We start from the raw sequence: 20,967 nt of genomic DNA on the forward strand, positions 1-20,967 counted from the left end.
CGGTTTGGCAACAGACGTTATCGGCAGTCGCAAAACTTCACCGTTAGCCGTCAGAGTTATTGATGAGGGTAAAGCTAGAGGTTATTTGTAAGGTGCGAGGCCCAGTAAGCGTAAGCTGGATTGGAGTCAATATTGGTTTTCTTTGACTTGCGGGCCGAGATTGGTTAAAGAGGGGAAAGTTTGGCTGTCTCCTTTATCGGAAGGTTTTAAAGATTCTCATGTTGTGGGCGTGGGTTCGAGAACGGCGATCGGCTTTCCGGCTTCGAGAGAGAAGTTATTTCTGGTAACTTTTTTTGATAGTTTGTCTTTGGAAGCAGAAGCTAAGGTTATGCAAGCGATGCGTCCCGCCCTCGCCCGTGCTACGGCTGTTTTGAAGCGATGAATTTGGACGGTGGTGCTTCCGTAGGTTTGGCTCATCAAGGGCAGATTTTATGGCCGCCGGGACGGAATTTGACGAATGTCCTGGTGGTTTACGATCGCGAATATCCAGATCCTGCTCAATTAAAACAGTCTTGGGAACGCTTTCAAAAGGGTTCTCGACCAACACCGGACAAATCAGTGTTTTTTAATTGAATCGGCAATTACTATAATAGGAAGTAAGCTTTTGCAGGCAAAGATTATGACAGCAACAAAAGAAAGAACCTGGACAGTCGAAGAATATCACCGCATGATTGAAGCTGGCATTCTCACTGAAGGTGATAAGATTGAATTGCTAGATGGGAGAATTGTTGAAATGAGCGCACAAACTCCACCCCATGCTGCTACAACCCAACGCAGCGATCGATATCTACAACACCTGCTAAGAGATTTAGCAGCAATTCGCGTGCAGTTGCCAATTACTTTAGCAACTTCGGAACCGGAACCAGATATAGCAGTTGTTTGTATCGATCCGGGAGATTATCGCGACCATCACCCAAATCCTAGCGAAATCTTGCTGTTAATTGAAGTTTCCTACTCGACCTTACAAATTGACCGCCGGGAAAAGGCACCGATTTATGCTAGAGCAAATATCCCTGAATATTGGATTTTAGATGTAGCTGCGCGCGAGGCATATATTTACCGGAATCCTGCACCGGGAGGCTATCAATCTGAGATAGTTGTTGCAGATAATGCTGTGATTAGAATGCTAGCTTTTCCTGAGATTGAAATTAGTTTTTCAGAACTGTTTTTGCCTGTTTAGTTTTAGTTTTTTTGAGCTTTAACCGCAGATGGGATCAGACAAACGCAGATGGACGCAGATAAAGAGTTAAAACCAAGATTTTTGGGAGTGGTTTAAATTTCAAAGTCGTGGTAAAATGGAGAAATGAATTCAATGGCGTTTTATTTAAAATATTGAATTATTAGACCGACTTCGGCAGTTATCCCCTGCTGAGAAGTTTCAAACAATGCAGTTCTTAATGGCTGAATTCGCGAAAGAAGAAATGTTAAAGCCATTGGATAATGGCGCGGGTTATCGTGTTTGGTCGCCTTATGATTATGGTGATGCTGCTCAGAAATTAATGAGCTTATTAGAACAAGAAGAAGCGCAAGAAGAAAATGTGAAATGCTCTTAGCTGTTTCACCAGAAAGCTATAATTGAGGAAATTATTTGTAATGTTAGAATTCTCTTTAGAAAATCTTTCCGAAAAAATACATTCCGGCAAGACAAAAGATTATTTTCAAGAAGTTCTATCTTCGTACCACAATGGCAACTATCGTTCCGCAGTGGTAATGCTTTGGTCTGTCGCTGTTTGTGACATAGTTTATAAACTTGAATATCTTATTGATTTATATCAAGACAAAGATGCCAAATCAATTCTTAATGACCTTACAAAATTACAAAAGGATAATCCCAAATCATCCTCTTGGGAAGTTAAACTGATTGAGGATACCCATGCAAAGACAAATCTGTTGGATAACTCAGAATATGAAAATCTGCTATATCTTCAAAAGCAACGCCATCTATCCGCTCACCCTATATTAGACTCAGATAGACAATTACATACACCTAACAAAGAAACTGTGAGGGCGCTGATTAGAAATACTCTGGAGGATTTGCTTATAAAGCCGCCTTTCTACACGAAAAAAATAATTGACGAACTTTTAGAGGATATTGCGGAAGCAGCGCCAGCACTTAAGACTACACAAAAAGTAAAAAAATATCTAGAAAGTCGATATTTAAGTAAACTTAAACCTGAAGTTGAACTTTCTATTTATAGAAGTTTGTGGAAGTTGGTATTTAAGCTGGACAACGAAAAGTGCAGAAAAAACAGAGTTATCAATTTGCGAACACTTGAGGTAATCGGAAATCGGCACCCCGAAAGTATTCTCAACCAAATAAAAGGAGAGAAAGACTATTATAGTAATGTTTCATCGAGTCCGCGCACTTTGGATTCTTTAGTAATTTATTTGTCACAAAATCATAAAATTTATTATCTTCTTAATGTAGAGGCGATACTTAAAATACAGCATAATGTTAAAACTACTAACACAAGCAAAATCTTTGGATGGTTTGTGAAGAATAATTTAGATGTACACTATCAAGACATCTTATCTTTGATAGAAAACGATATTAACTTCAATTTTACGGAGGGAGAATTAAATTTTTTGCTTAAGACACCTGATACAGAAGAGTGGCAACATTTATTTTGTCGCATACTATCTAGTTATTACTGTGCTAGCACAGGATTTGATGAGGCAAACTCTCGATTTCAGGAAGCCATATCTCCTTACCTTGAATTCTTTAATAAAGAGGCAATAGTGTTTTTGATTGAGCAAATTGAACAAAATAAGCAGGTATATGGGCGCCGAAAAGCAAAAGAAGAACACAAAGAAATCAAGGAAAAGCTTTTTCAATTACACGGACAGGAATTCGACTTGAACCCTTACCCAAATTTCAAGGGAACTGTGATGGAAGATGAAGGCTAAGTCAGCTAACTAATCAAAAAACCTCCTCATCCGCTTTCGACGGATAAACCCACGACCCAATCAGCCCGCATAACTCCCCTAGTTAATAGTTTGTGGGTAAGTCCTGTGTTCGCTACGGAGAGTTTTCCCACTCGGCGGTAAGCTTGCGGAAATTGTATTGAGACGCGCCGGGGTGACAAGTAACGCAACTGCTGATATTTGCGGGTTGGGACAGCTTGACTTTGGGGTGCAGTGCTTTGAAATAGCGAGAACTGGCGACTCGATAGGCGAGTTCTTCGTCTTTGGCTTGGGGACGGGAAAAAGTTTGCAGGTAGTTCCACACTAGCAGGCGGGGCGGGTCTACTAGCAGTTTGATGGTTTGTCCGTAGTGTTGGGGATCTTGCAGCAATCTGCGCCAAGTTTCTGTAGGTAATACTTGCGGCGGTAAAGCGATGTGACAGGTGGCGCAGTTTTCTAGGTACAGTTGCTGTCCGAGTTGGTAGGGTTCGGGGATGCGATCGACCGTACCAGTATCCTCGATCGAAGACACCTGAGCAAGTCGCTCCGGAGTGCGAGAGTAAGCAGTCTGAGCAGCAACCCATCCGCCGCAGGTACAGCAGATAATTATCAACAATAGCAACGTTGAGTAAAGCCCCCGCAAGCCTACTCTGCGACGTTTGCGGGGTTTTTCCTGTTTCATAATTCTGAATTTATTTTTGGTTAAATTACTGGTATGCTCATGCCTTCGCGGGCTAAGCAGCTATTGGCGAACGCTGCCTGCACCTCTGCTTCTGTACGATCAAGAAAATTGTCGTCGTGGCCCGGATCATGGTGAAACATCACGATTTTTTTGACTCCAGCAGCTTTCGCTATTTCTACTCCTGCTTGCCAAGTCGAGTGTCCCCAGCCGACTTTTGGGGTTTTGAAGTCGTAATACTCTTCGTTGGTGTAGTTGGCGTCGTAAATCAGCACGTCGGCGTTGCGAGCTAGGTGTAACACGTTGTCGTCGAGGCGATCGGGAAAGTGCTCTGTATCGGTGCAGTAGACGGCTGTGTGTCCCTCCCAGGTGACTCGATATCCGATCGCCGTATTAGGATGGTTGAGCAGTGCCGTTTCTATTTTCACATCGTCGAGTTCGATAATATCCCCAGGCGTCAAATCGTTGAATTTGAGGTCGGACTGCATGACTTGGATGGGGACGGGAAAATTGGGGTGCACCATTTGGTCAGCAAGACGGTGTTTGATTGTAGTGCCGTTGGGGGCGATCGCACCGTAAATGTGAAAGCAGTTCCCTGGGATAAAGGCGGGAGTAAAGAACGGAAACCCTTGAATGTGATCCCAGTGAGTGTGGCTGAAAAACATATGGGCTTCCACCGGCATTTGCCGCAGCAAGTTTAGGCCCAGAACTCGCAGGCCCGTACCGCCGTCAAATATCAGGCGTTTTTTGCCCAAGCGCATTTCTACACAGGAGGTGTTGCCTCCGTAGCGCAGTGTTTTGGTGCCGGGGGTGGCGATGCTGCCCCGCACGCCCCAAAACTGAACGACAAACTCGGTCAAAGGACTATTTTCCATAGTGGGTTTGTGATCGGAAGGCTGTGGATTGGGTAGAGAGGGTGCGGAATCTGGCATTTTTTTTAGTTTTGGCGGCAGGAACTTGGGAGTTGAAATCTTAGTTTTTACTTTTTAGTTTTTAGCAATCTGTACTATAATAAAGCCCTTGATCGGGAAACTATTTGAGTGCCTAATACTTGGGCTGTTAGAATTCTCAACCTTACCGATTCGTGTAGGAGACGTCACGCTTAAGAGATTATTTTTTGCATCATGCGGGCTGCCCGCCGTGTTATGTGTTCTGAGATTAAGATAGCGCCGAATAAGAGTGTTCGGGTAAAACTTCCTCCGCCGTATAACTCATTCTCCAGAGGTAGAATTTGCGCTTCATCTTACTCTATGAGTAGTATTTTTTTCAAGATTGGGGCCGGGGCGGGGTTTTCAGGAATGCTGTTCCGGTGAGTCGGCATTCACGACTGATTTGACATTCTACCCATCTGTTCCTCGACTGCATCGCCTCACGTGCAGCATCGCCTTAAGTTCTGCCCCCTGAGTTTTTAGTCGGGTTGCAGTCGAGGAGTGCGGGCTAGGGGCTTATTGGCGATCGGCTGCGATGCACTTTTCCACTAAGGGCATTACTTGATCGACATCTTGCCAACCCAGAATTTCCGTGACTTTTTTCTCCAAATTTTTGTAGGTTCTAAAAAATTCGGCTATTTCGTCCAAGCGGTGGGGGGCTACGTCTTTGAGGGACTTATAGTGAGCATAGCGGGGGTCTTTGTCGGGAACGCACAAAAGTTTTTCGTCCCTGTCGCCTCCGTCGATCATTTCCAGCATTCCGATCGGACGGGCTGCGATTATGCACCCTGGAAATGTGGGCTCATCCATCATCACCATGCCGTCGAGGGGGTCGCCATCATCGGCTAAGGTATTGGGTATGAAGCCGTAGTCACACGGATATTGGACTGAGGAAGAAAGCACCCGATCGAGAGCAAAGGCTTGTAAGTCTTTATCAAATTCGTACTTGTTTTTGCTACCGGCGGTAATTTCGATGAGGACGTTGAGCAGTCCTGGTTTCGGCTGTGCCGGAATTAGCGATAAGTCCACAACAATATCTCCAAGTTAACAGATGATTGGGATGAGTGCTACTTGCCAAATCCCTTTGATAGCATTTTACGGGCGATCGGGATCGATGCTGCATGAGATTGACCGAAAGCGGGGGAGTGTGTCGCCGGCTGGGAGAATACACGCTTTCGGGCGAGACGCCCATCCCACACAAGAGAGAGGGGACGGGCGGGGCGCCGATCCCACAGTTTGAGAGGGGAATGGTTTGTTTGGGCGAGGGAGATATTTTCAGAACCATTTATTCTGTTTACCGTCTGTCAAAATTATTTTAATTTTCAAACCCAACCACTGGCTCAGTTCTGTTGCTAACCACTTGATTTCTGATTCACTTAGTCCCTCCTTCTCTCCTAACTGATATTTGTGGTTGCCTGCTTGAACTATCATCTGATAGACTTTCCCTAATCTCACTTCCGAGTGGCCCTTCTGCATAAGTAATGATGCCGCTTGATATAACTCTCTAGGGATTGAAAAAGCAAAAATCATAACTTTTATAACTTTTACACCAATACCGCTGTTTCTATATTCACGTTGTTGAATTTCCAAGTGGCAAATCTCGTTTCTGGGAGATGGCTTGGCATGATTCCATCTCAACCCCAGTAGATGGCTGCTACAGGAGATTTGCTGGCGATCGATTCTGAGGCGCCTTTCTCGAAATAGTGCAAATATCAACTTTAGTCCTGCCATACATAACAAACTTCCTGATATTATTATAAAAAATTGGGGATTTATCTTTAACGCATCGCTCAACATATCCCTTGCTATAAATGAGACAGGACTCGCAGATACCACAGCCGAAAGCGTGGCAATTAAACCAAAACCGATGCCTTTTGCCGGAATTACAATTTCTATAAACTCCGAATTTTTTGTAAGTTTAATATCGCTGCCTTGTGGCTGCAGCACCACCATAGGACTTTTGTTGATAAGGTGGGGATTTTTAAGCCCTCGCCATGCTTGCCTAGCCGAAGATAACCGTTTGGACAAACTTGGTTCTGTCATCCACTCCAGCCAATCTATTAAATTAGGATTGACCTGCGGTACCCGATCGGCAAATTGAATTTTCAAATCCTGCTGCGACAGTTCGGTGGGATGCAAACCCGTTACCAAATAAATTAAAGTTGCACCTAAACCGTAGAGGTCAGAAGCCGGAACCGAGCGCCCGCCAAATTGTTCGGGTGCCATATACCCGTAAGTTCCCACTACTGTAATTGTGCCGCCAAATTTTGCAGCTTGGTTCTGCACAGAACCGAAATCAACTAAATAAACTTGTCCGACCGAGTTACCTGATCTGCTGTGCAGTAAAATATTACTGGGTTTAATGTCACGGTGAATAACAGGCGGATTTTGCTTGTGCAAATAATTCAAAATTGCTAACAGCGATTTAGCTAATTGTTTTACCTCGCTTTCGCTAAAAGTACGCCCCGATCGCAAATGCTCTTGCAAAGTTTTTCCTTCTACATAAGTCTGTACCAGGGCAAAGCTTTTACTATTTAGTTCGTCAATTTCCAGGTAGTCGAGGTAGCGCGGAATTGCTGGGTGAGAAAGTGCTTTTAAAGTTTCCGCTTCCCGTTCAAATAGCTTGAGGTCTTGCCATTCAAAATCGCTGCCGAGGAATAGCTGTTTGATAACAACTAATTCGTGAGTTTGTAAGTCACGAGCTAGCAGCGTTTGGCGACCAGTTTGTTTTCCTAGTTGCCGCTGCACTTCGTAGCGTTCTGCTAATATTTTGCTAGTCATATTTTTTTACATGAATTTGAGTGTGAGGGGAGCGTCGGGGTTCAGAAACCGGGTTGTTTAGCGAGTCTGGCGGTTGTAATGCGTCTTTTCGTAAAAACCCGGTTTATTTGCTCGGAGTGAGTCCAGAACTGTAAATTTTAGATTACAGTCCACTTTCTTTTTGATACCACCGGGCAATAGACTTGCTACTTGCCCCCATTGACAGTCCTGCAATTAGCGACGGTGCTAGCACGAAAATAATCTCAAAACTCAAATCGTTTAGCTTATTCCAACCCATTATCCGAAAGTAGACGATGCTTATCGAGGTACAGAGTACAATACTAATTGCAGTTAAAACCTGTCGGTGAAGTTTGGGATTAGTTAGGGGAAAAAACCACAAGCGCGTCACAATTCCTACGATTATTCCGTTCCCCAACCCCAGCAGCAAGCCGAGAAAAAGACCGATAAATCCTCCTAAAATTGTCGCCACTACCGGAAAAATAAAGGTTCCGTAAATTGCTGCACAAGATCCTACGCCTAGAGTTCCCATCCAAGTGCTGCGCCCGATCGCATTCTTGAACAACCTAGAGGTATCTAGCGTTTTTCCCAGTCTCAATGTCTGGGAATATTTATTTATTTCCTGTGGTTTTTCTAGAACTTCTTTTGCTATTTGGACTGAGGCGGGACGGCATTCTAAAGTCGGATGCGTCATCCACTTCAGCCAATTGGTAAAACCGGGACTGAGTTTGGTCAATTGCTCGAACTCGATCTGCAAATCTTGCTGCGGCAAGTCGGCAGGATGCTGCTTGGTAATTAAGGCGATTAATGTTGCTCCCACGCTGTACAAGTCGGAAGCTGGAACTGCTCTCCCGCCAAATTGTTCGGGCGGCATATAGCCATAAGTTCCGACAACGGTGACTGTTTTTCCTTGTTGGGTTGCTAGGGTTTGAACTGCACCAAAATCGACTAGGTAGACTTCGCCGACGCTGTTTCCTGATCGATTCTTGAGTAAAATATTGCTGGGTTTAATGTCGCGGTGAATGACGGGGGGCTGTCGCTGGTGCAGGTAGGCGAGGATGTCTAATAATGCTGTTGCTAATTGTTTGACTTCTCTTTCGCTGAAGGTGCGGCCGTCTGAGAGATATTCTTGTAGGGATTTGGCTTCGATGTAAGTCTGAACTAGGGCGAATCCTTTGCGCTTGGGCGTGTCGATTTCAAAGGAGTCGAGATATCGGGGAATTGCCGGATGGGATAGGGATTTTAAGGTTTCGACTTCTCGCTGGAACAGTTTTAAGTCTTCCCAGTTAAAGTCGCTGCTGAATGAGAGGAGTTTGACTACTACTTGCTGTTGGGTTTTTAAGTCGCGGGCGAGTAAAGTTTGCCTTCCTGCTTGCTTGCCGAGCCGCCGATCGCACTGATAGCGATCGGCTAATATTTCTTTTGACAAATCGCCGATGTTTTCTCCGCTCATGTTCTCTTGCCCTAGAACCGATTAAACCTAGTGTAGTTGACAAAAGTGCAATAATCGGAAATGTTCGGGCTACGGCAAAAAAAATTTTATGTCAAAGAGCACCTGTCTTTAAGAGCGATCAATCTCGCACAATAAAGATGCCCCTGAGTGAAGCTTGAATTTAATTTTGGATTTGCTTGTAAATTGACTGCACTACGTCGAGCAGGCTCAAGACTTGCTGCCATTCGGGGGCATCGGGGTTGTAGCTTTTGGCGCGCTGAGTTTTCAAACTGTGGTGCAAGAGGGAAAGCAGCGCGTCTGGAGACTGTACGGAATTGTCATCTTCATCTGCTGGGGTTTGGGCTGCATTTTCTTCGATATCTTCTTTAATTTTTTGTGCTCGATCTGCCAGGGCTAAAGATCTGCCTGCAAGGTTTTCCGGCATTTTGGGCTGTTCGGACAAAGACGCGCTGGTTAGTTCTACCAATAGTTGGCAGACTCGATCGACCCATTCGTGATCGTTTACTGAAAAGGAACCAGATTTGAACACTTGCCCGTCAGGTCTTTGCTGAATGCTTTGTACCTTCTGGATCAGAGGGATAGCCTTAACAGTGATGTTTTCCGGGATTCTGGGGATATCTGACAGGGAGCTGCGAGCAATCTCCAGCAATAGTTGGTAAACCTGATCTACCCACTCAACATCTCCCGATTGCGAATTCCAATTATTCATAACTGACGCTAGTGGTTTTCTATATCTAAGACTAGAACATTGACTATCTGCGAACGAAGCTCTTTTTAGGAGCCGGTAACGCTATTAAGACTTACGCGGGCGGGGTGAGAAACCCGGTTTTTGAGCGGATGTTTCGTCGGCTTTCTCCAAGATTTTTCTCAGAAACCGGGTAACGCTGCCGCCAGTCCTAACTATTTTTAAGCGCTTCAAATAATAGAAGTGCTAAGTTTGTTGCGGTAGGTAGTGCGAACGAAACACGTAGGGCGAAACCCCGGCATCTCGCTTGCAAATTCAAATCCGGTTATATAACCATAATACCTGTTGGAGCTTATTTACAATTACCTCAATAGGATATTCAGGTTAATTGCTGGTGGGATGGGAGGCGCACCCCCGATCGCGATCGCCCCCGCCCCGAACCCTGACGCCACCGCGAGGATTTGCTGTGGGCTACTGCTATTTTTCTGTGAGATTCCACACACCATCCCAGTTGAGTACGTCTGAAAAACTATGCTGAAATAACATACAGCGATCGACGTGCAATTTAGCTGCCTTGTTTTTCGGGTCAACTTTCAGAACGACCTCAAATTCGCCTGCAGCGTCTTTAAAGGCTTGCTTGGCTTTTGGTTCTAAAGCTTTCTTAAACTCGCTCAGCAGTTTTTTCACCCGATCGAGTCCCAGGTTTTCAAATTCCTCATCTAACATTTCTGCAACTGTCTCGCAGGCCCGACTTTTAATTTTCGCCTGCAATAGCTGCCTGATCTCTGCTGGTTTCAGCCGTTTGATTTGAGGATTTGATGGTTCTAAGATGTCTGCTTCCAACAGCTTTTTGACATCGCCTTCTTGCAAGTATTTAATATCATCTGCTGATAAGGGCTTGATTTTTGCTTGCAGCAGCATTTTGGCTTCGTCTTCGGAGAGGTTTTTGATGCCTTCCAATTTCAGCAGTTGGATTTCTGGCTGCAACAGTACGATGAGTTTGTCTGCTTCGGACAGGTTTTTCGGGTCGTACTCTGACAGCTTTTTCAGTTGATGTAACAGGTTCTTGAGTTCGTGTTCCAACTGTTGCTCTAACTTGTAATTGGAGAGGTTCTTAATCTCTGCCTCCGGCATTTCGGCGACATTATCTAAGATATTTTTCACCTCACTCTCAGAGAGTCTTTGGTGGACTGGAGTTTTGTAATGTTCGCGCCCCTTGGTGTAATGTTCTATAACTTGTTGCTGTGTTTCGGTTAGTGACTTGCCCACTGGGGAGTATCCCTCGCGGATGCCGACGAGTTCGTAAACGATTACGGGTTCGCTTTTGCCTTTGACAGTAATAAAATCGAGTTCTCGCACGTACAGCCGATCGGCATAATCTCTGTAAGTATTGTCGCTGATGATCAAGTCGGTGCCGTACTGCTTGCTGGCGCCTTCTAAGCGAGAGGCGAGGTTTACGCCGTCTCCGATCGAAGTCAATTCCATGCGTTTGCTACTACCGATGTTGCCGCTAACAACTTCATCGGAATGTACGCCCATACCGATGCCGATCGGCAGTTCGCCATGTGCCATACGCTCTCGATTAAACTCAGCCAGTTTTTCCCGCATTTTCACCGCCGTTTGCATGGCGCACCAAGCATGATCCTCTAGGGGCGCTGGAGAGCCAAAAACTGCCATCAGAGCGTCGCCGATGTATTTGTCGAGAGTCCCTCCGTACTCGAATACGACATCTACCATCACTTCAAAATATTTATTCAGCATCACTACCACTTCTTCGGCTTGCAATTTTTCCGTAAGTGTGGTATAGCTGCGAATATCTGAGAACAGCACCGAAACGTTTTTGCGCTTACCGCCCAATCCAGTATCCCCTGAAGCTAACAAAGCTTCGGCTACTTCTGGAGTCATGTAACGGTACATCAAGTTTTTGACTTGCTTGGCACTGCTAATATCTTCCATGACAACTAACGCACCGTTGACCTTGTTGGGGTCGGTAGCGTCAGTCATTGAATTAATCGAGAGATTGATACTCTGCGATTCTCCTTCAAAGGAAAGCAAAACTTGATCTGGGTAATACTGCTGGCGGTCGTTATCGTCTTCTGGAGACAAAGACGCATCAAACCACTTGGCAAAATCACCTTTTTCTAACTTAATTAACTCGCGCAAAGATTGACCTTCGGCTAATTCAGCATCGCTGACACCCAGTAATTTTTTGGCACTGGGATTTGTCGCTACTATATTGCCTTTTTTATCTGTAGAAATCACACCGTTAGTCAAGGCGTGGAGCATATCTTTTTGTCTTTGTTCTTGCTGTTTGACTTCGGCAAACAGTTTGGCGTTTTGCAGCGCGACTCCTGCTTGGATGTTAAACGCCTTCATAAATTCCATGTCATTGCGATTGAAACTCGCTTTCCACTGTTCGGGGGCGTGAGGCCAATCTTGGGGGTTGTAGGGGGGGAATTCTCCTTGTCGTTTTTTATTAACTAATTGGGTGACGCCAATCAATTTTTTGTCCGAGTTAAAGACTGGCATACAAAGCATACTGCAAGTGCGGTAGCCCGACTTTTGATCTACTTCTTTGGAAGTGGCTGCGCGGGGGTCGTCGTACACGTCAAAGGGAATCAGCAGCGGTTCGCTAGATTGGGCGACGATGCCTGCAAAACCGGCGGTTCTGGGTATGCGAATTTCTTTCAAGTTGCCCGCCATCGGGATTTTCGTCCACAGTTCGTCTTTCTCTTCGTCGATCAGCCACAGGGTGCTGCGATCGGCGTTCATGAGTTCTTGGGCCTGATCCATCACCCTTTTTAGGGTATCTTCTAAGTCTAAACTGCTCTGAGAAAGAGCGTTTACGGCATTCATCAGCGCCGTTGCTGCTCGTTGTCTCTGAGTTGCTGCGTAGAAAGATTTGGACGATTCTAGAATTAAGCGAATCGAGGGAGCAAATTCTTTAAAAACTTGTTCGTCTTCTTTAGTAAATCCGTGCCTGTCTATTTGTTCGTCTAAAGTTGGGTATTTTTCGTGATTTGGTCTTAATTTATTAATCAGTTGAACAACTGCTACTAACTCTTTTGTGTCTTCATTAATCAGGGGCATTGCCAGCATTGTATAAGTGCGGTAGCCCGTTTTTTCGTCAAATTTTTTGGCATTAGCCGATCGTTCGTCGTTGTAAAAATCGTAAGGGATATTAACCACTTTTTGGAACGTGGCTACTTCTCCGGCAATGCCTACATGGGCGGGAACTCTGATTTCTAGGTTTTTGCCATTTTCGTCTTTAGCAACGATCGCCCAGAGTTCATTTTTTTCGTCGTCTAATAAAAATATCGTGGTGCGATCGGCATTCAGCAATTCCCCTGTTTTGAGGGTAATCGACTGCAACATCTCGTTGAGTATGGCATCAAATCCCTCGCTCTCCAGGATATTGTCGAGCATTCCCAGCGTTTGATTGACAACCTTAAGTTTGTCTTCTACTTCCTTAACTACTACTGTGAAACTTTGCTTATTTAGAAGGTCAAGAATGCCAGAGAGGTTTCCTTGGCGCGGGATAATTGCACTGCTCCTAATTTCCGGGGGAGAATAATGTTCCTGATGATGATTTTCACCGCCGACAACAGCGACATCAATCACGTTGTCCAGAGAAGAGTAATTGGTGGAAGATGCAGATTTCATAGACCTTTACAGAAGCTTAAGTGTAAGGGTTAGTCTCTAAGCCAAGAGAGCGGGGAAGTTGATTAGTGAGTCACTTGTCGCACAAGACTCAAGTATGTGTGAAAGTATTTCCCAGTTTACAGAACTCCGGCCACAAGACAAGGGAAATTCAGTTGACCTTGTTGCTGAACGGAGGGTGGGAGAGTAACGAGGCGGTGGGAGTGCTGCAATCTTTTTACAGAGCGCCAATCTTGTTTAAAAGGTTTATTAACTGATTTTGACATTGTGCGTGCCTGGTTTAAGTATGTTCTACCGAGCTTTGAGCCGATCGCCCGCAGAAGAATGCGTACTGGCGGAAGGACTGCTGAAAGAGGGGTGGCCTTGTGGGACTAGCCGCAATTGTGACACTACCAGTTGCTAGTGATGTGTGCCCTTCTCTACACAATTGTGGTTTTTAACTAGAATTTCTCTCTATTTTGCTGCTGTTAGCTTTCATCCCACTAAATTCACGGGGTTTTCAGCTTTTTTTTGTAAAATTTGCGGTTGATATTTTTAGTGTAACCTTCGACTATGAAAAAACTCCGCCTTTTAACCCCCCGATCGGCTCAAGTGTGTCATCAGGGTTTGGCGGACTGAGTTTGGCGCAATCCGGCGGCTTCTACAAGCAGGGATTCGGCGAAGGCGATGGCTTCTGTTGCTGAGCGGCCACTGGCGAGTTGGGCGAGTTCTTCCCGCCGCTGCTCACTGTTGAGGGCGGCAACTCTGACTACTGTGCGTTCCATTGGTTCGGAGTTGACTGCGGGTTCGCCGATACTTGCTTCTGCTTCGATCGTTTGTTTGTTGACGCGAAAATGAAAATCAGCCATCGCGGCGATCAGCGGCTGGTGGGTGACACAGAGAACTTGGTGTTTGTCCGAGAGTTGGTAGAGTTTTTTGGCGATCGCCCCGGCGACTCTCCCGGAGACTCCGGCGTCGATTTCGTCAAAAATCAGCGTACCGGCACTTTCTATTTGGGAAAAACAGGCTTTGATAGCGAGTAGAAAGCGGCTCATTTCTCCCCCGGAGGCGATCGCCCCCAGGGGTTGCAAAGGTTCCCCCGGATTCGGGCTGAAACAAAAGGCGATTTGGTCGGCACCAGTAGCGGTTGGGGTACAAGGCGATATCTCGACTTGAAATTGCACTTTTTCCATTGCTAACGGCTTAAGTTCTCCTACGAGGTGCGTTTCTAGTTTGAGGGCTGCTTCGCGTCGCAGGGTGGTGAGGTGGCTGCAAGCATCTTTTAATTGCTCTAAAGCGTTCTGATATGCGAGTTCTAAGGCTTCCATTGACTCGCCTCCTTCTAAAAGTTCATTTAGTTCGTTTTGAATGCTTTGGTAGTAGGCGATCGCTTCTTTGAGCGGCCCGTATTTGCGACAAATTTGTTTGAGTTCGCGAATCCGATCTTCTACTTCTTCGAGTCTTTCGGGATCTGCTTCTAATTGTTCGCCGTAGCTGCTAATTTGCCGACTGGCTTCTGTGGCTTGAGCTAAAGCATCGCTGACCATTTCTAGGATTGGTTGCAACTGCACATCGTAAACCGCCATGTCGCTTAAAATTCCTTCGGCTTTGCTCAACAAGTCGGCGGCTGATGCGCTGTCGCCCTCGTTTTGGTACAGGGCTTGGTGGACTTGGTAACTCTGCTGCTGCAATTCGACTACGTGGCCCAGCCGGATTGATTCGTGTTCTAGCTGTTCGAGTTCGTCGGCGTCTTCGATCTGGGCTTCGCCGAGTTCTCGGACTTGGTATTCTAACAAATCAAGTCTTTGCAGTCGCTGCTGTTCCGACTGACGCCTGCGTTTGAGGGCGGTTTTTGCGCTGTTGGCTCCCAGCCACGCGGAGGCGATGATCGATCGGGCTTCAGTGAGCTTTTTGCCGCCGTATAAATCGAGCCATTCTCGCTGGAGGGTTTCTTGTCCGAGGTGGACGGTTTGGCCTTGGGCAGTAATTTCGACAAGCCGATCGCGCAGTTGGTCCATTAACTGGCGGTTGACGAGAATTCCGTTCAACCGGGATCTGGTGCGTAGAGCACCGCTTGATGCGTTAATTTCCCGGCTGCAAACGGCTAAATTTCCGTCTATGGGTTCAATTTCTTGCTCGCCCAGCCACAAAGCTGCGGCTTTGTCCAATTCAAAGGTAGCTTCCAGTATTGCCCGCGTTGCTCCGGTGCGAATCGATCGGCGATCGACTTTCCCGCCCAAAACTGCATCGATCGCATCTAGGATAATCGATTTACCAGCGCCGGTTTCCCCTGTAAATACGTTCAAACTCGGGCCAAATTCTAGATCCAGACAGTCAATTAAGGCAAAGTTTTCTATTCTGAGGGATATTAACATGGGGAATGGGGAATAGGGAATTGTTAATTGGTAATTGGTAATTGGAATTTTTACTTTTTAATTTTTACTTTTTAATTGGAGGCACAGCCCGGAAAATTATTGGTCTCCAATAACAACTGTCAACTGTCAACTGTCAACTGTCAACTGACTTCTGCTATAGTTTCAACCACCCAAACAAATCTCCTACCGTCACCCGCAATTCTGCTGCCCAATCTGGAACCGGCAACAATTCTTCTGGTTTTGCTAAAATTTCCGGTTGCTTTCCAGGGGGATAAATTAATATAGATCGCACCATCGGATCGATCAGCCAACCCATTTTAGTGCCGTTTTTCAGACAGTGTAAAATATTCCCTGTTACTTTAGTTTGACTCTAGCCAGGAGACAGAATTTCAATTGTCCAATCAGGGTAAGTTTCAAATACATTCGCAACATCCCCATTTTCATCAAGTGGTATTCTTTCCCAAGTAAATACTGTGACATCTGGCACGATTGATCTGCCGCCAAAAGTACACCGCAATTCAGGAAAAGCTAAAGCAATTTTCTGATTTTTAACTGCGACATTGATGGCGGGGACTAATTCACATTGAATCCGGCTATGTTTTCCTTGTGGTATAGGCTTTTGGATGATTTGACCGTTGATATATTCGCTAGCCGGTTCTGTTTCTGGCAGTTTTAGAAACTCTGACAAAGTTAGTATTTTTGCTTGTTGGATCTGTACCATTTTTTACTCCTTTTCATCGAGTAAACCTAAGTGTTTTCTAGCAGCAACCGTTACCATTCTCCCGCGATTTGTCCGCTGCAAAAATCCGATTTGCATTAAGTACGGTTCGTACACATCCTCAATTGTTTGAGTGTCTTCTCCTGTGGAAGCTGCGAGGGTTTCTAAGCCCACTGGGCCGCCGTTAAAGTTCTCAATCATTGCTGTCAAAATCCGCCGATCTGTCCAATCTAAACCTAGCGGATCGACGTTGAATAATTCCAGGGCGAGTGAGGCAACTTCGGCATCAATTGGCTTTAAATTTTTGACTTCGCTGTAGTCCCTAACTCGTCGCAGCAAGCGGTTAGCGATCCGGGGGGTTCCGCGCGCTCGGCGGGCAATTTCTGTGGCTCCTTCTGGGGTGATTTGAGTGTCAAGAACTTGGGCGGTTCTTTGGACAATTAGACTAAGTTCGTCTATTTCGTAGTAGCGTAATCTTTGGATCAAGCCGAAGCGATCGCGCAATGGAGATGTCAGCGATCCGACTTTTGTGGTTGCTCCTACTAAGGTAAATGGTTTTAGGGGAATGCTGCGGATTTTGGCACTTTTGCCTTGACCGATCGTAATATCTAACCGACAGTCTTCCATCGCCGGATAGAGGATTTCTTCTGTAACTTTAGATAAGCGGTGAATTTCGTCGATAAACAGCACGTCGCCTGCTTTGAGGTTGATCAGCAATCCGACAATATCTCGCGGTTTTTCTAAGGCTGGGGCGGTGGTGATTTTGCATTCAACTTCCATTTCTGCTGCTAAAATTAGCGACATTGTGGTTTTTCCTAACCCTGGAGGCCCGTAGAGTAACAGGTGATCCATAGGTTCGCCGCGAGATTTGGCTGCTGCAATTGCGATCGCCAAAACTTCTCTCAAGTCTTTTTGCCCGATGTATTCAGCTAAGCGCTGGGGTCGGATTTTGTCGTCTTGTTTGCTATTGATTTCGTCGGGTAGTTCTTGCGCTTCTACCAGAGATTCCGCCTGGGGTTTGGCGGCTTTTTTGCGACGGGCTGGGGCTATGTCTTCGGGTAGATTTTGGTCGGAGGGCTGTTGTTTGGAGGAGATAATAGCCATATTTATCTGCGATCGGGCAGCGGGAATTGTTTACAATTATTGGCAGAATCTTGACAATTATTGAGTTCGTTATGAGTATTCCATCTTCTTTGTTAGCATCGGAAAGCATAACTTTTGAGGGAGCGATCGAGCTGACTCAATCTTTACTGTCGTTCATTGAGGCCGATCGACTTTTACAAGCCGACATCCAGCAAGCTGTTACATCTCTGGTGAAAACACAGAACGGTGCTAGGGGGTTTTTTGTCACCTATCTAACGGACGATCGACCGGAGGCAGATCACCCGTCACCCGGAGTAGTCGAGGCACTGCGATCGGCTCCTGAGATCGTAGCAGAACTGCTGGTGAAAAATTTGGCGATGTCGGCGGCAATGGTTGTACATCATTCGCGCCAGCAAAAGGAGGAAATGGCGGCCGATTCTGCTAGAGTGCAGGAGCGATCGCGCAATTTAATTCAAATGCTGCAAATGGCAGCGTGTCAAACTATAGCGTCGCAAATGCTAGAAAGTTTGCACAGTGCCAACGGCGAGTATGAAAAATTTTTCCGGCGGTGGGGCTACGACGACGAGCAAAAACGGGCGATCGGTTCGGCAGTGCGGGGTGCGATCGGCTAAAATAACCTCCGAAGGAAGAGGAAAGAAGAAAGAAGGAAGGGCGTTGCTTAATCAGGGTATGAAAAAAATAACTTTAAAATCCAAAAGCTTTGTGGATACTGGTTTCTATGAGGGGCATATTTAACGTTTCATACCGTAAATCAGCAACGCCCGATGACTTTCAAGCTGCACGCTTCGGCCGTACAGGCGGTGGAGCGCATTCAGAACCATTACACTGCTAGCCGCGCCACAATAGGCGGGACGCTTTGGGGTTTCAATGTGAGCGCTAAGCGGTTGAAAATCCTGTGGGCTCTTGGTCTGGCGAGCGTAGCTGTGGTCTTTATCAGAAAAACCATTGACAGAGTGTAATGTACCTGCGATCATCGCTGGCTGTCTCATTTGTCAGATTTCCTTGCTTCTCGGCGCTTGCAAGTAAATAGATTCCTAGCTCCTAGTTGTAGAGCCAATAATTTAGTCCTCACATATAAACCTATATTCTTCCCTTATAAGAGAATGCTCCTCTAAAAACCTCTTCATTTTCTGCTTTCCCTCTGCAATATTTTGAGAGCAAATCGCTACAGAAGCATAGGGAACTTCATATTTTTCTTCAGCAGGTATTTCTTTCTCTAGAACAATTACATAGAAATCTGACTCGGATGACAACTCTTTCAGCTTTGCGGCATCTATCGTATGCTTATGCAATGAGGCGTAACAGAGAAAACCATTGTGGTATATGCGGGGTAAGCTGTTTTTATTAACAAACGGTTTGATACCGCAAGCAATCAGGTAGGAATACAGGATCAGGTTAATATCCCATACATTAAATACCCATTTAGGAAAATAAAAACCAGCCATCCTCGCATTGATTTCTAAAATTTTCACTCCCAGTGGTGTGTAGATTGCCTCTACATTAAAAACACCCTGTTTTAAGCCAACGCTGCGGCAGGCTTTCCAGGCGGCATGAATCAAATTCTCTTGCTTTTCTTTGTCCAGTAAACTAGGCATAATAGCCGTCATTTCCTTACAAAGAGTAGGCAGAGTGGGTCCATTATCAGTTACATAACCAGCTACCAACTCATCATCAAACATGATTAGGTCAACATCATGTTCAGACCCTTGCAGGTATGGCGTGACAAATATTTGATACTTAAAACTTAACCCAGCACCATACTGTGTGGCGGCTTGAATATAGCTTTTATAGTCTTCAAACTTAGCTAATAATTCTTCTTCTGTTTGAATTACCTCTACACCAAAGGAAGCACTTCCAGTATCTAACTTAATTACTAAAGGATAGTAATGTCGTGGAATATTATGGACATCAGCTACATTATTTAAAACCCTAAAATCTACGCCATTGGAGAAGTCTCGACATTCACAAGCGAGTTTATTGTACTCATCAGCTATAATTTTTTTATGAGTCAACAATTTGCTTTTAGCGATGCTTGCACTTTGATAATTGTTGGCTGGTTTACCTAAAAAGCTAGCTACTAAAGAGGACAAAGGTACATTATCTTCCCAAAACGTAACTACACCGTCCACAGTGATGCAAGAATTGCGGACAACTTCCACAATTGCTAGGGCATTTTCAATATCTTTGGTATGGTCGTCAATGTCAATAGTGAAAACCTGGCTACTGTAACTGGTAGCGAAATGTTGAGAGTCGCTATCAACTAAAATAATATTGATACCTACTTGATTGGCAAACTCAAAAATATTCAGCTTTGAGTATCCTCCACCTCCAATCATCAATATATTCTTGCCTTTTAGCATATATTGATAGGAGCGGTACAACATCGTTTCCACCCATTTATCTAGGAAGTCAGACCTGTTAGGGGAATGTTGCACTTCGTATATCTGTAAGGTGCTAATGCAATCATGATCGTTGACTTCAATTAGAAACGGTTCTAATGGACTCTTATGATTTCTCAAAAAAACATCTAAACCAATAAAATCAGTTTGTTTGTTTTGGGGAATATGGGTTAAATATTGTGTTTCGTAGCCAATAATAGACTCTAGTACCGCTTCACCTAATTGCTTAATCTTATCAATTAGTTGATTCTTATCCTCGTTCGTCAACTGAAGCAAGTTACACAGATAGTCAATTGAAAAACTTTCGGAAGTATCTCCATTGATTGGTTTGTCAAGGTAGCCTAAAGTGCAGATAATACCAGAAGTTTCGGCAACATTATTGGGGCGGCGGGTTACCAACACTCTCAGTCTCGCTCCCAGGTTGCAGTTATCAGTAATACTTGAATCGATAAATTCCTCCACAAGCAGACAATCATTGTCCTGGAGTGAATCCATACATTTCTTAAAGTTTTCAACAGCCCTATCCAGATTATCTTTTGACTCAATAGTGCAGAGTCTGCTTCCCATCCACCTTACTCCCGAAGGCTTAATCACAAATTGAGAAGCCGGAAATACCGTCAGATATTCTTGGATTTCATCATTAGAAAGATTTCTAGATAGGGAAATCAATTGAATTTTTGGAGTGACGGGATGATGGCTATATTTTTCCAAAGAAAAGCCAAAAACCATCGTTTGGGGTACATTGACATTTTTTGCAGCAGCAAGTAAGCGAGTATGCAGTTTGTCATTGGTATATTCTTCTAGTTCTATACCACTTGACATCGGGCAGTCCGTCAGTCCTTCATAGAACTGAAATTTTTGAGCCTTCTCTTGGTGGACTGGTTCATAAAAACTGAAAGCTGCTTCGGTACAAAAATTACATAAAAAAGTTATCCTCTGAGGAGTTTTGAATTTGGTGTGAAAACATTGACCAAATTCGTTCATGGTAATCCCTTCAAGGAGGTATAATACAGATTTATTCCCTTCTTGCAGAACTTTTACCCAAGTCGGTTCAGTTACTATAAAAGCACTTTCAGGTAAAATTCTACTTGCAGCCAGGAGTAATGTAAGCCTTTCGTCCGCTAAAGTAAAGAAAACAAGACAGGGTTTGCTTTCATCGGATTCTAGTTCCGCCGGAGCTTCCTTAATCGACTTCAGCTTATAAGCTTGGAGAACTGAGTTGAGTGTCTCAAACATATTTGACTATACTTTTATGAAGTGGCTGTTAGCTAATCAAACCGAGGAATTCTTGGGAATTTTAAAAA

At 44.9% G+C, this 20,967-nt stretch carries 18 protein-coding genes and 1 pseudogene; 7 read left to right on the forward strand and 12 right to left on the reverse strand.

All coding sequences use genetic code 11. The annotated features are described in order from the left end of the window. Nucleotides 1-160: 160 nt before the first annotated feature. From QT979_RS06755 to QT979_RS06775, 5 genes are all read left to right on the forward strand, one after another. Nucleotides 161-382 carry a hypothetical protein gene (locus QT979_RS06755; RefSeq protein WP_333212338.1) on the forward strand — a complete coding sequence of 74 codons (222 nt, stop codon included), beginning with the start codon at nucleotides 161-163 and terminating at the stop codon, nucleotides 380-382. After that, nucleotides 379-573, forward strand: coding sequence for a hypothetical protein (locus QT979_RS06760; RefSeq protein WP_333308829.1), 195 nt, complete (start codon nucleotides 379-381; stop codon nucleotides 571-573). Before QT979_RS06755 ends, QT979_RS06760 begins: the two co-directional genes overlap by 4 nt. Nucleotides 574-619: 46 nt before the next feature. After that, nucleotides 620-1,180, forward strand: a complete 561-nt coding sequence (locus QT979_RS06765) for a Uma2 family endonuclease (RefSeq protein ID WP_333308830.1) — start codon at nucleotides 620-622, stop codon at nucleotides 1,178-1,180. A 217-nt stretch (nucleotides 1,181-1,397) separates the two neighbouring features. Continuing rightward, nucleotides 1,398-1,553: a hypothetical protein gene (locus tag QT979_RS06770; protein WP_333308832.1), complete on the forward strand. Its 156-nt coding sequence runs from the start codon at nucleotides 1,398-1,400 to the stop codon at nucleotides 1,551-1,553. A gap of 40 nt (nucleotides 1,554-1,593) precedes the next feature. Then, nucleotides 1,594-2,907: a hypothetical protein gene (locus QT979_RS06775; RefSeq protein ID WP_333212332.1), complete on the forward strand. Its 1,314-nt coding sequence runs from the start codon at nucleotides 1,594-1,596 to the stop codon at nucleotides 2,905-2,907. Nucleotides 2,908-3,019: 112 nt separating this feature from the next. On the opposite strand, the gene QT979_RS06780 is transcribed toward QT979_RS06775, so the two are convergent. The 3 genes from QT979_RS06780 to QT979_RS06790 all read right to left on the reverse strand — a co-directional run bounded on the left by QT979_RS06780 (nucleotide 3,020) and on the right by QT979_RS06790 (nucleotide 5,541). Continuing rightward, complete coding sequence (locus QT979_RS06780) at nucleotides 3,020-3,586, reverse strand: diheme cytochrome C (RefSeq protein ID WP_333308834.1); 567 nt, start codon at nucleotides 3,584-3,586, stop codon at nucleotides 3,020-3,022. Between the two features lie 20 nt (nucleotides 3,587-3,606). Continuing rightward, the gene (locus QT979_RS06785) at nucleotides 3,607-4,515 is read right to left on the reverse strand and encodes an MBL fold metallo-hydrolase (protein WP_333212328.1); all 909 of its coding nucleotides are present in this window, start codon (nucleotides 4,513-4,515) and stop codon (nucleotides 3,607-3,609) included. Nucleotides 4,516-5,028: 513 nt separating this feature from the next. After that, nucleotides 5,029-5,541: an inorganic diphosphatase gene (locus QT979_RS06790; RefSeq protein ID WP_333308836.1), complete on the reverse strand. Its 513-nt coding sequence runs from the start codon at nucleotides 5,539-5,541 to the stop codon at nucleotides 5,029-5,031. A gap of 31 nt (nucleotides 5,542-5,572) precedes the next feature. On the opposite strand from QT979_RS06790, the gene QT979_RS06795 reads away from it, so the two are divergent. After that, nucleotides 5,573-5,752, forward strand: coding sequence for a hypothetical protein (locus QT979_RS06795; RefSeq protein ID WP_333308838.1), 180 nt, complete (start codon nucleotides 5,573-5,575; stop codon nucleotides 5,750-5,752). 35 nt (nucleotides 5,753-5,787) lie between these two features. Here QT979_RS06795 and QT979_RS06800 read toward each other — a convergent pair whose 3' ends face one another. The 7 genes and pseudogenes from QT979_RS06800 to ruvB all read right to left on the reverse strand — a co-directional run bounded on the left by QT979_RS06800 (nucleotide 5,788) and on the right by ruvB (nucleotide 17,264). Next, the gene (locus tag QT979_RS06800; RefSeq protein WP_333308840.1) at nucleotides 5,788-7,293 is read right to left on the reverse strand and encodes a serine/threonine-protein kinase; all 1,506 of its coding nucleotides are present in this window, start codon (nucleotides 7,291-7,293) and stop codon (nucleotides 5,788-5,790) included. A 142-nt stretch (nucleotides 7,294-7,435) separates the two neighbouring features. Next, nucleotides 7,436-8,743 carry a serine/threonine-protein kinase gene (locus QT979_RS06805; RefSeq protein ID WP_333308842.1) on the reverse strand — a complete coding sequence of 436 codons (1,308 nt, stop codon included), beginning with the start codon at nucleotides 8,741-8,743 and terminating at the stop codon, nucleotides 7,436-7,438. Nucleotides 8,744-8,903: 160 nt separating this feature from the next. Next, nucleotides 8,904-9,452, reverse strand: coding sequence for an inorganic pyrophosphatase (locus tag QT979_RS06810; protein ID WP_333212323.1), 549 nt, complete (start codon nucleotides 9,450-9,452; stop codon nucleotides 8,904-8,906). 453 nt (nucleotides 9,453-9,905) lie between these two features. Further along, nucleotides 9,906-13,091: a GAF domain-containing protein gene (locus QT979_RS06815; protein ID WP_333308844.1), complete on the reverse strand. Its 3,186-nt coding sequence runs from the start codon at nucleotides 13,089-13,091 to the stop codon at nucleotides 9,906-9,908. Nucleotides 13,092-13,687: 596 nt separating this feature from the next. Further along, nucleotides 13,688-15,442: a DNA repair protein RecN gene (recN, locus tag QT979_RS06820; RefSeq protein ID WP_333212319.1), complete on the reverse strand. Its 1,755-nt coding sequence runs from the start codon at nucleotides 15,440-15,442 to the stop codon at nucleotides 13,688-13,690. Nucleotides 15,443-15,596: 154 nt separating this feature from the next. Continuing rightward, a pseudogene (locus tag QT979_RS06825) lies at nucleotides 15,597-16,163 on the reverse strand (Uma2 family endonuclease). Between the two features lie 3 nt (nucleotides 16,164-16,166). Continuing rightward, nucleotides 16,167-17,264: a Holliday junction branch migration DNA helicase RuvB gene (ruvB, locus tag QT979_RS06830; RefSeq protein ID WP_333308846.1), complete on the reverse strand. Its 1,098-nt coding sequence runs from the start codon at nucleotides 17,262-17,264 to the stop codon at nucleotides 16,167-16,169. Nucleotides 17,265-17,335: 71 nt separating this feature from the next. Between ruvB and QT979_RS06835 the strand changes: the two genes are divergently transcribed. After that, on the forward strand, nucleotides 17,336-17,875 hold the full coding sequence (locus QT979_RS06835) for a hypothetical protein (RefSeq protein WP_333308848.1): 540 nt from the start codon (nucleotides 17,336-17,338) through the stop codon (nucleotides 17,873-17,875). Between the two features lie 120 nt (nucleotides 17,876-17,995). Here QT979_RS06835 and QT979_RS28985 read toward each other — a convergent pair whose 3' ends face one another. Together QT979_RS28985 and QT979_RS06840 are read right to left on the reverse strand one after the other, a co-directional pair. Next, nucleotides 17,996-18,253, reverse strand: a complete 258-nt coding sequence (locus QT979_RS28985; RefSeq protein WP_445304755.1) for a phytochelatin synthase family protein — start codon at nucleotides 18,251-18,253, stop codon at nucleotides 17,996-17,998. Nucleotides 18,254-18,325: 72 nt separating this feature from the next. Continuing rightward, on the reverse strand, nucleotides 18,326-20,899 hold the full coding sequence (locus QT979_RS06840) for an ATP-grasp domain-containing protein (protein WP_333308850.1): 2,574 nt from the start codon (nucleotides 20,897-20,899) through the stop codon (nucleotides 18,326-18,328). Nucleotides 20,900-20,967 lie beyond the last annotated feature (68 nt).

The sequence above is a fragment of the Microcoleus sp. w2-18bC1 genome (genome assembly GCF_036700365.1).
Lineage (GTDB): Bacteria > Cyanobacteriota > Cyanobacteriia > Cyanobacteriales > Microcoleaceae > Microcoleus.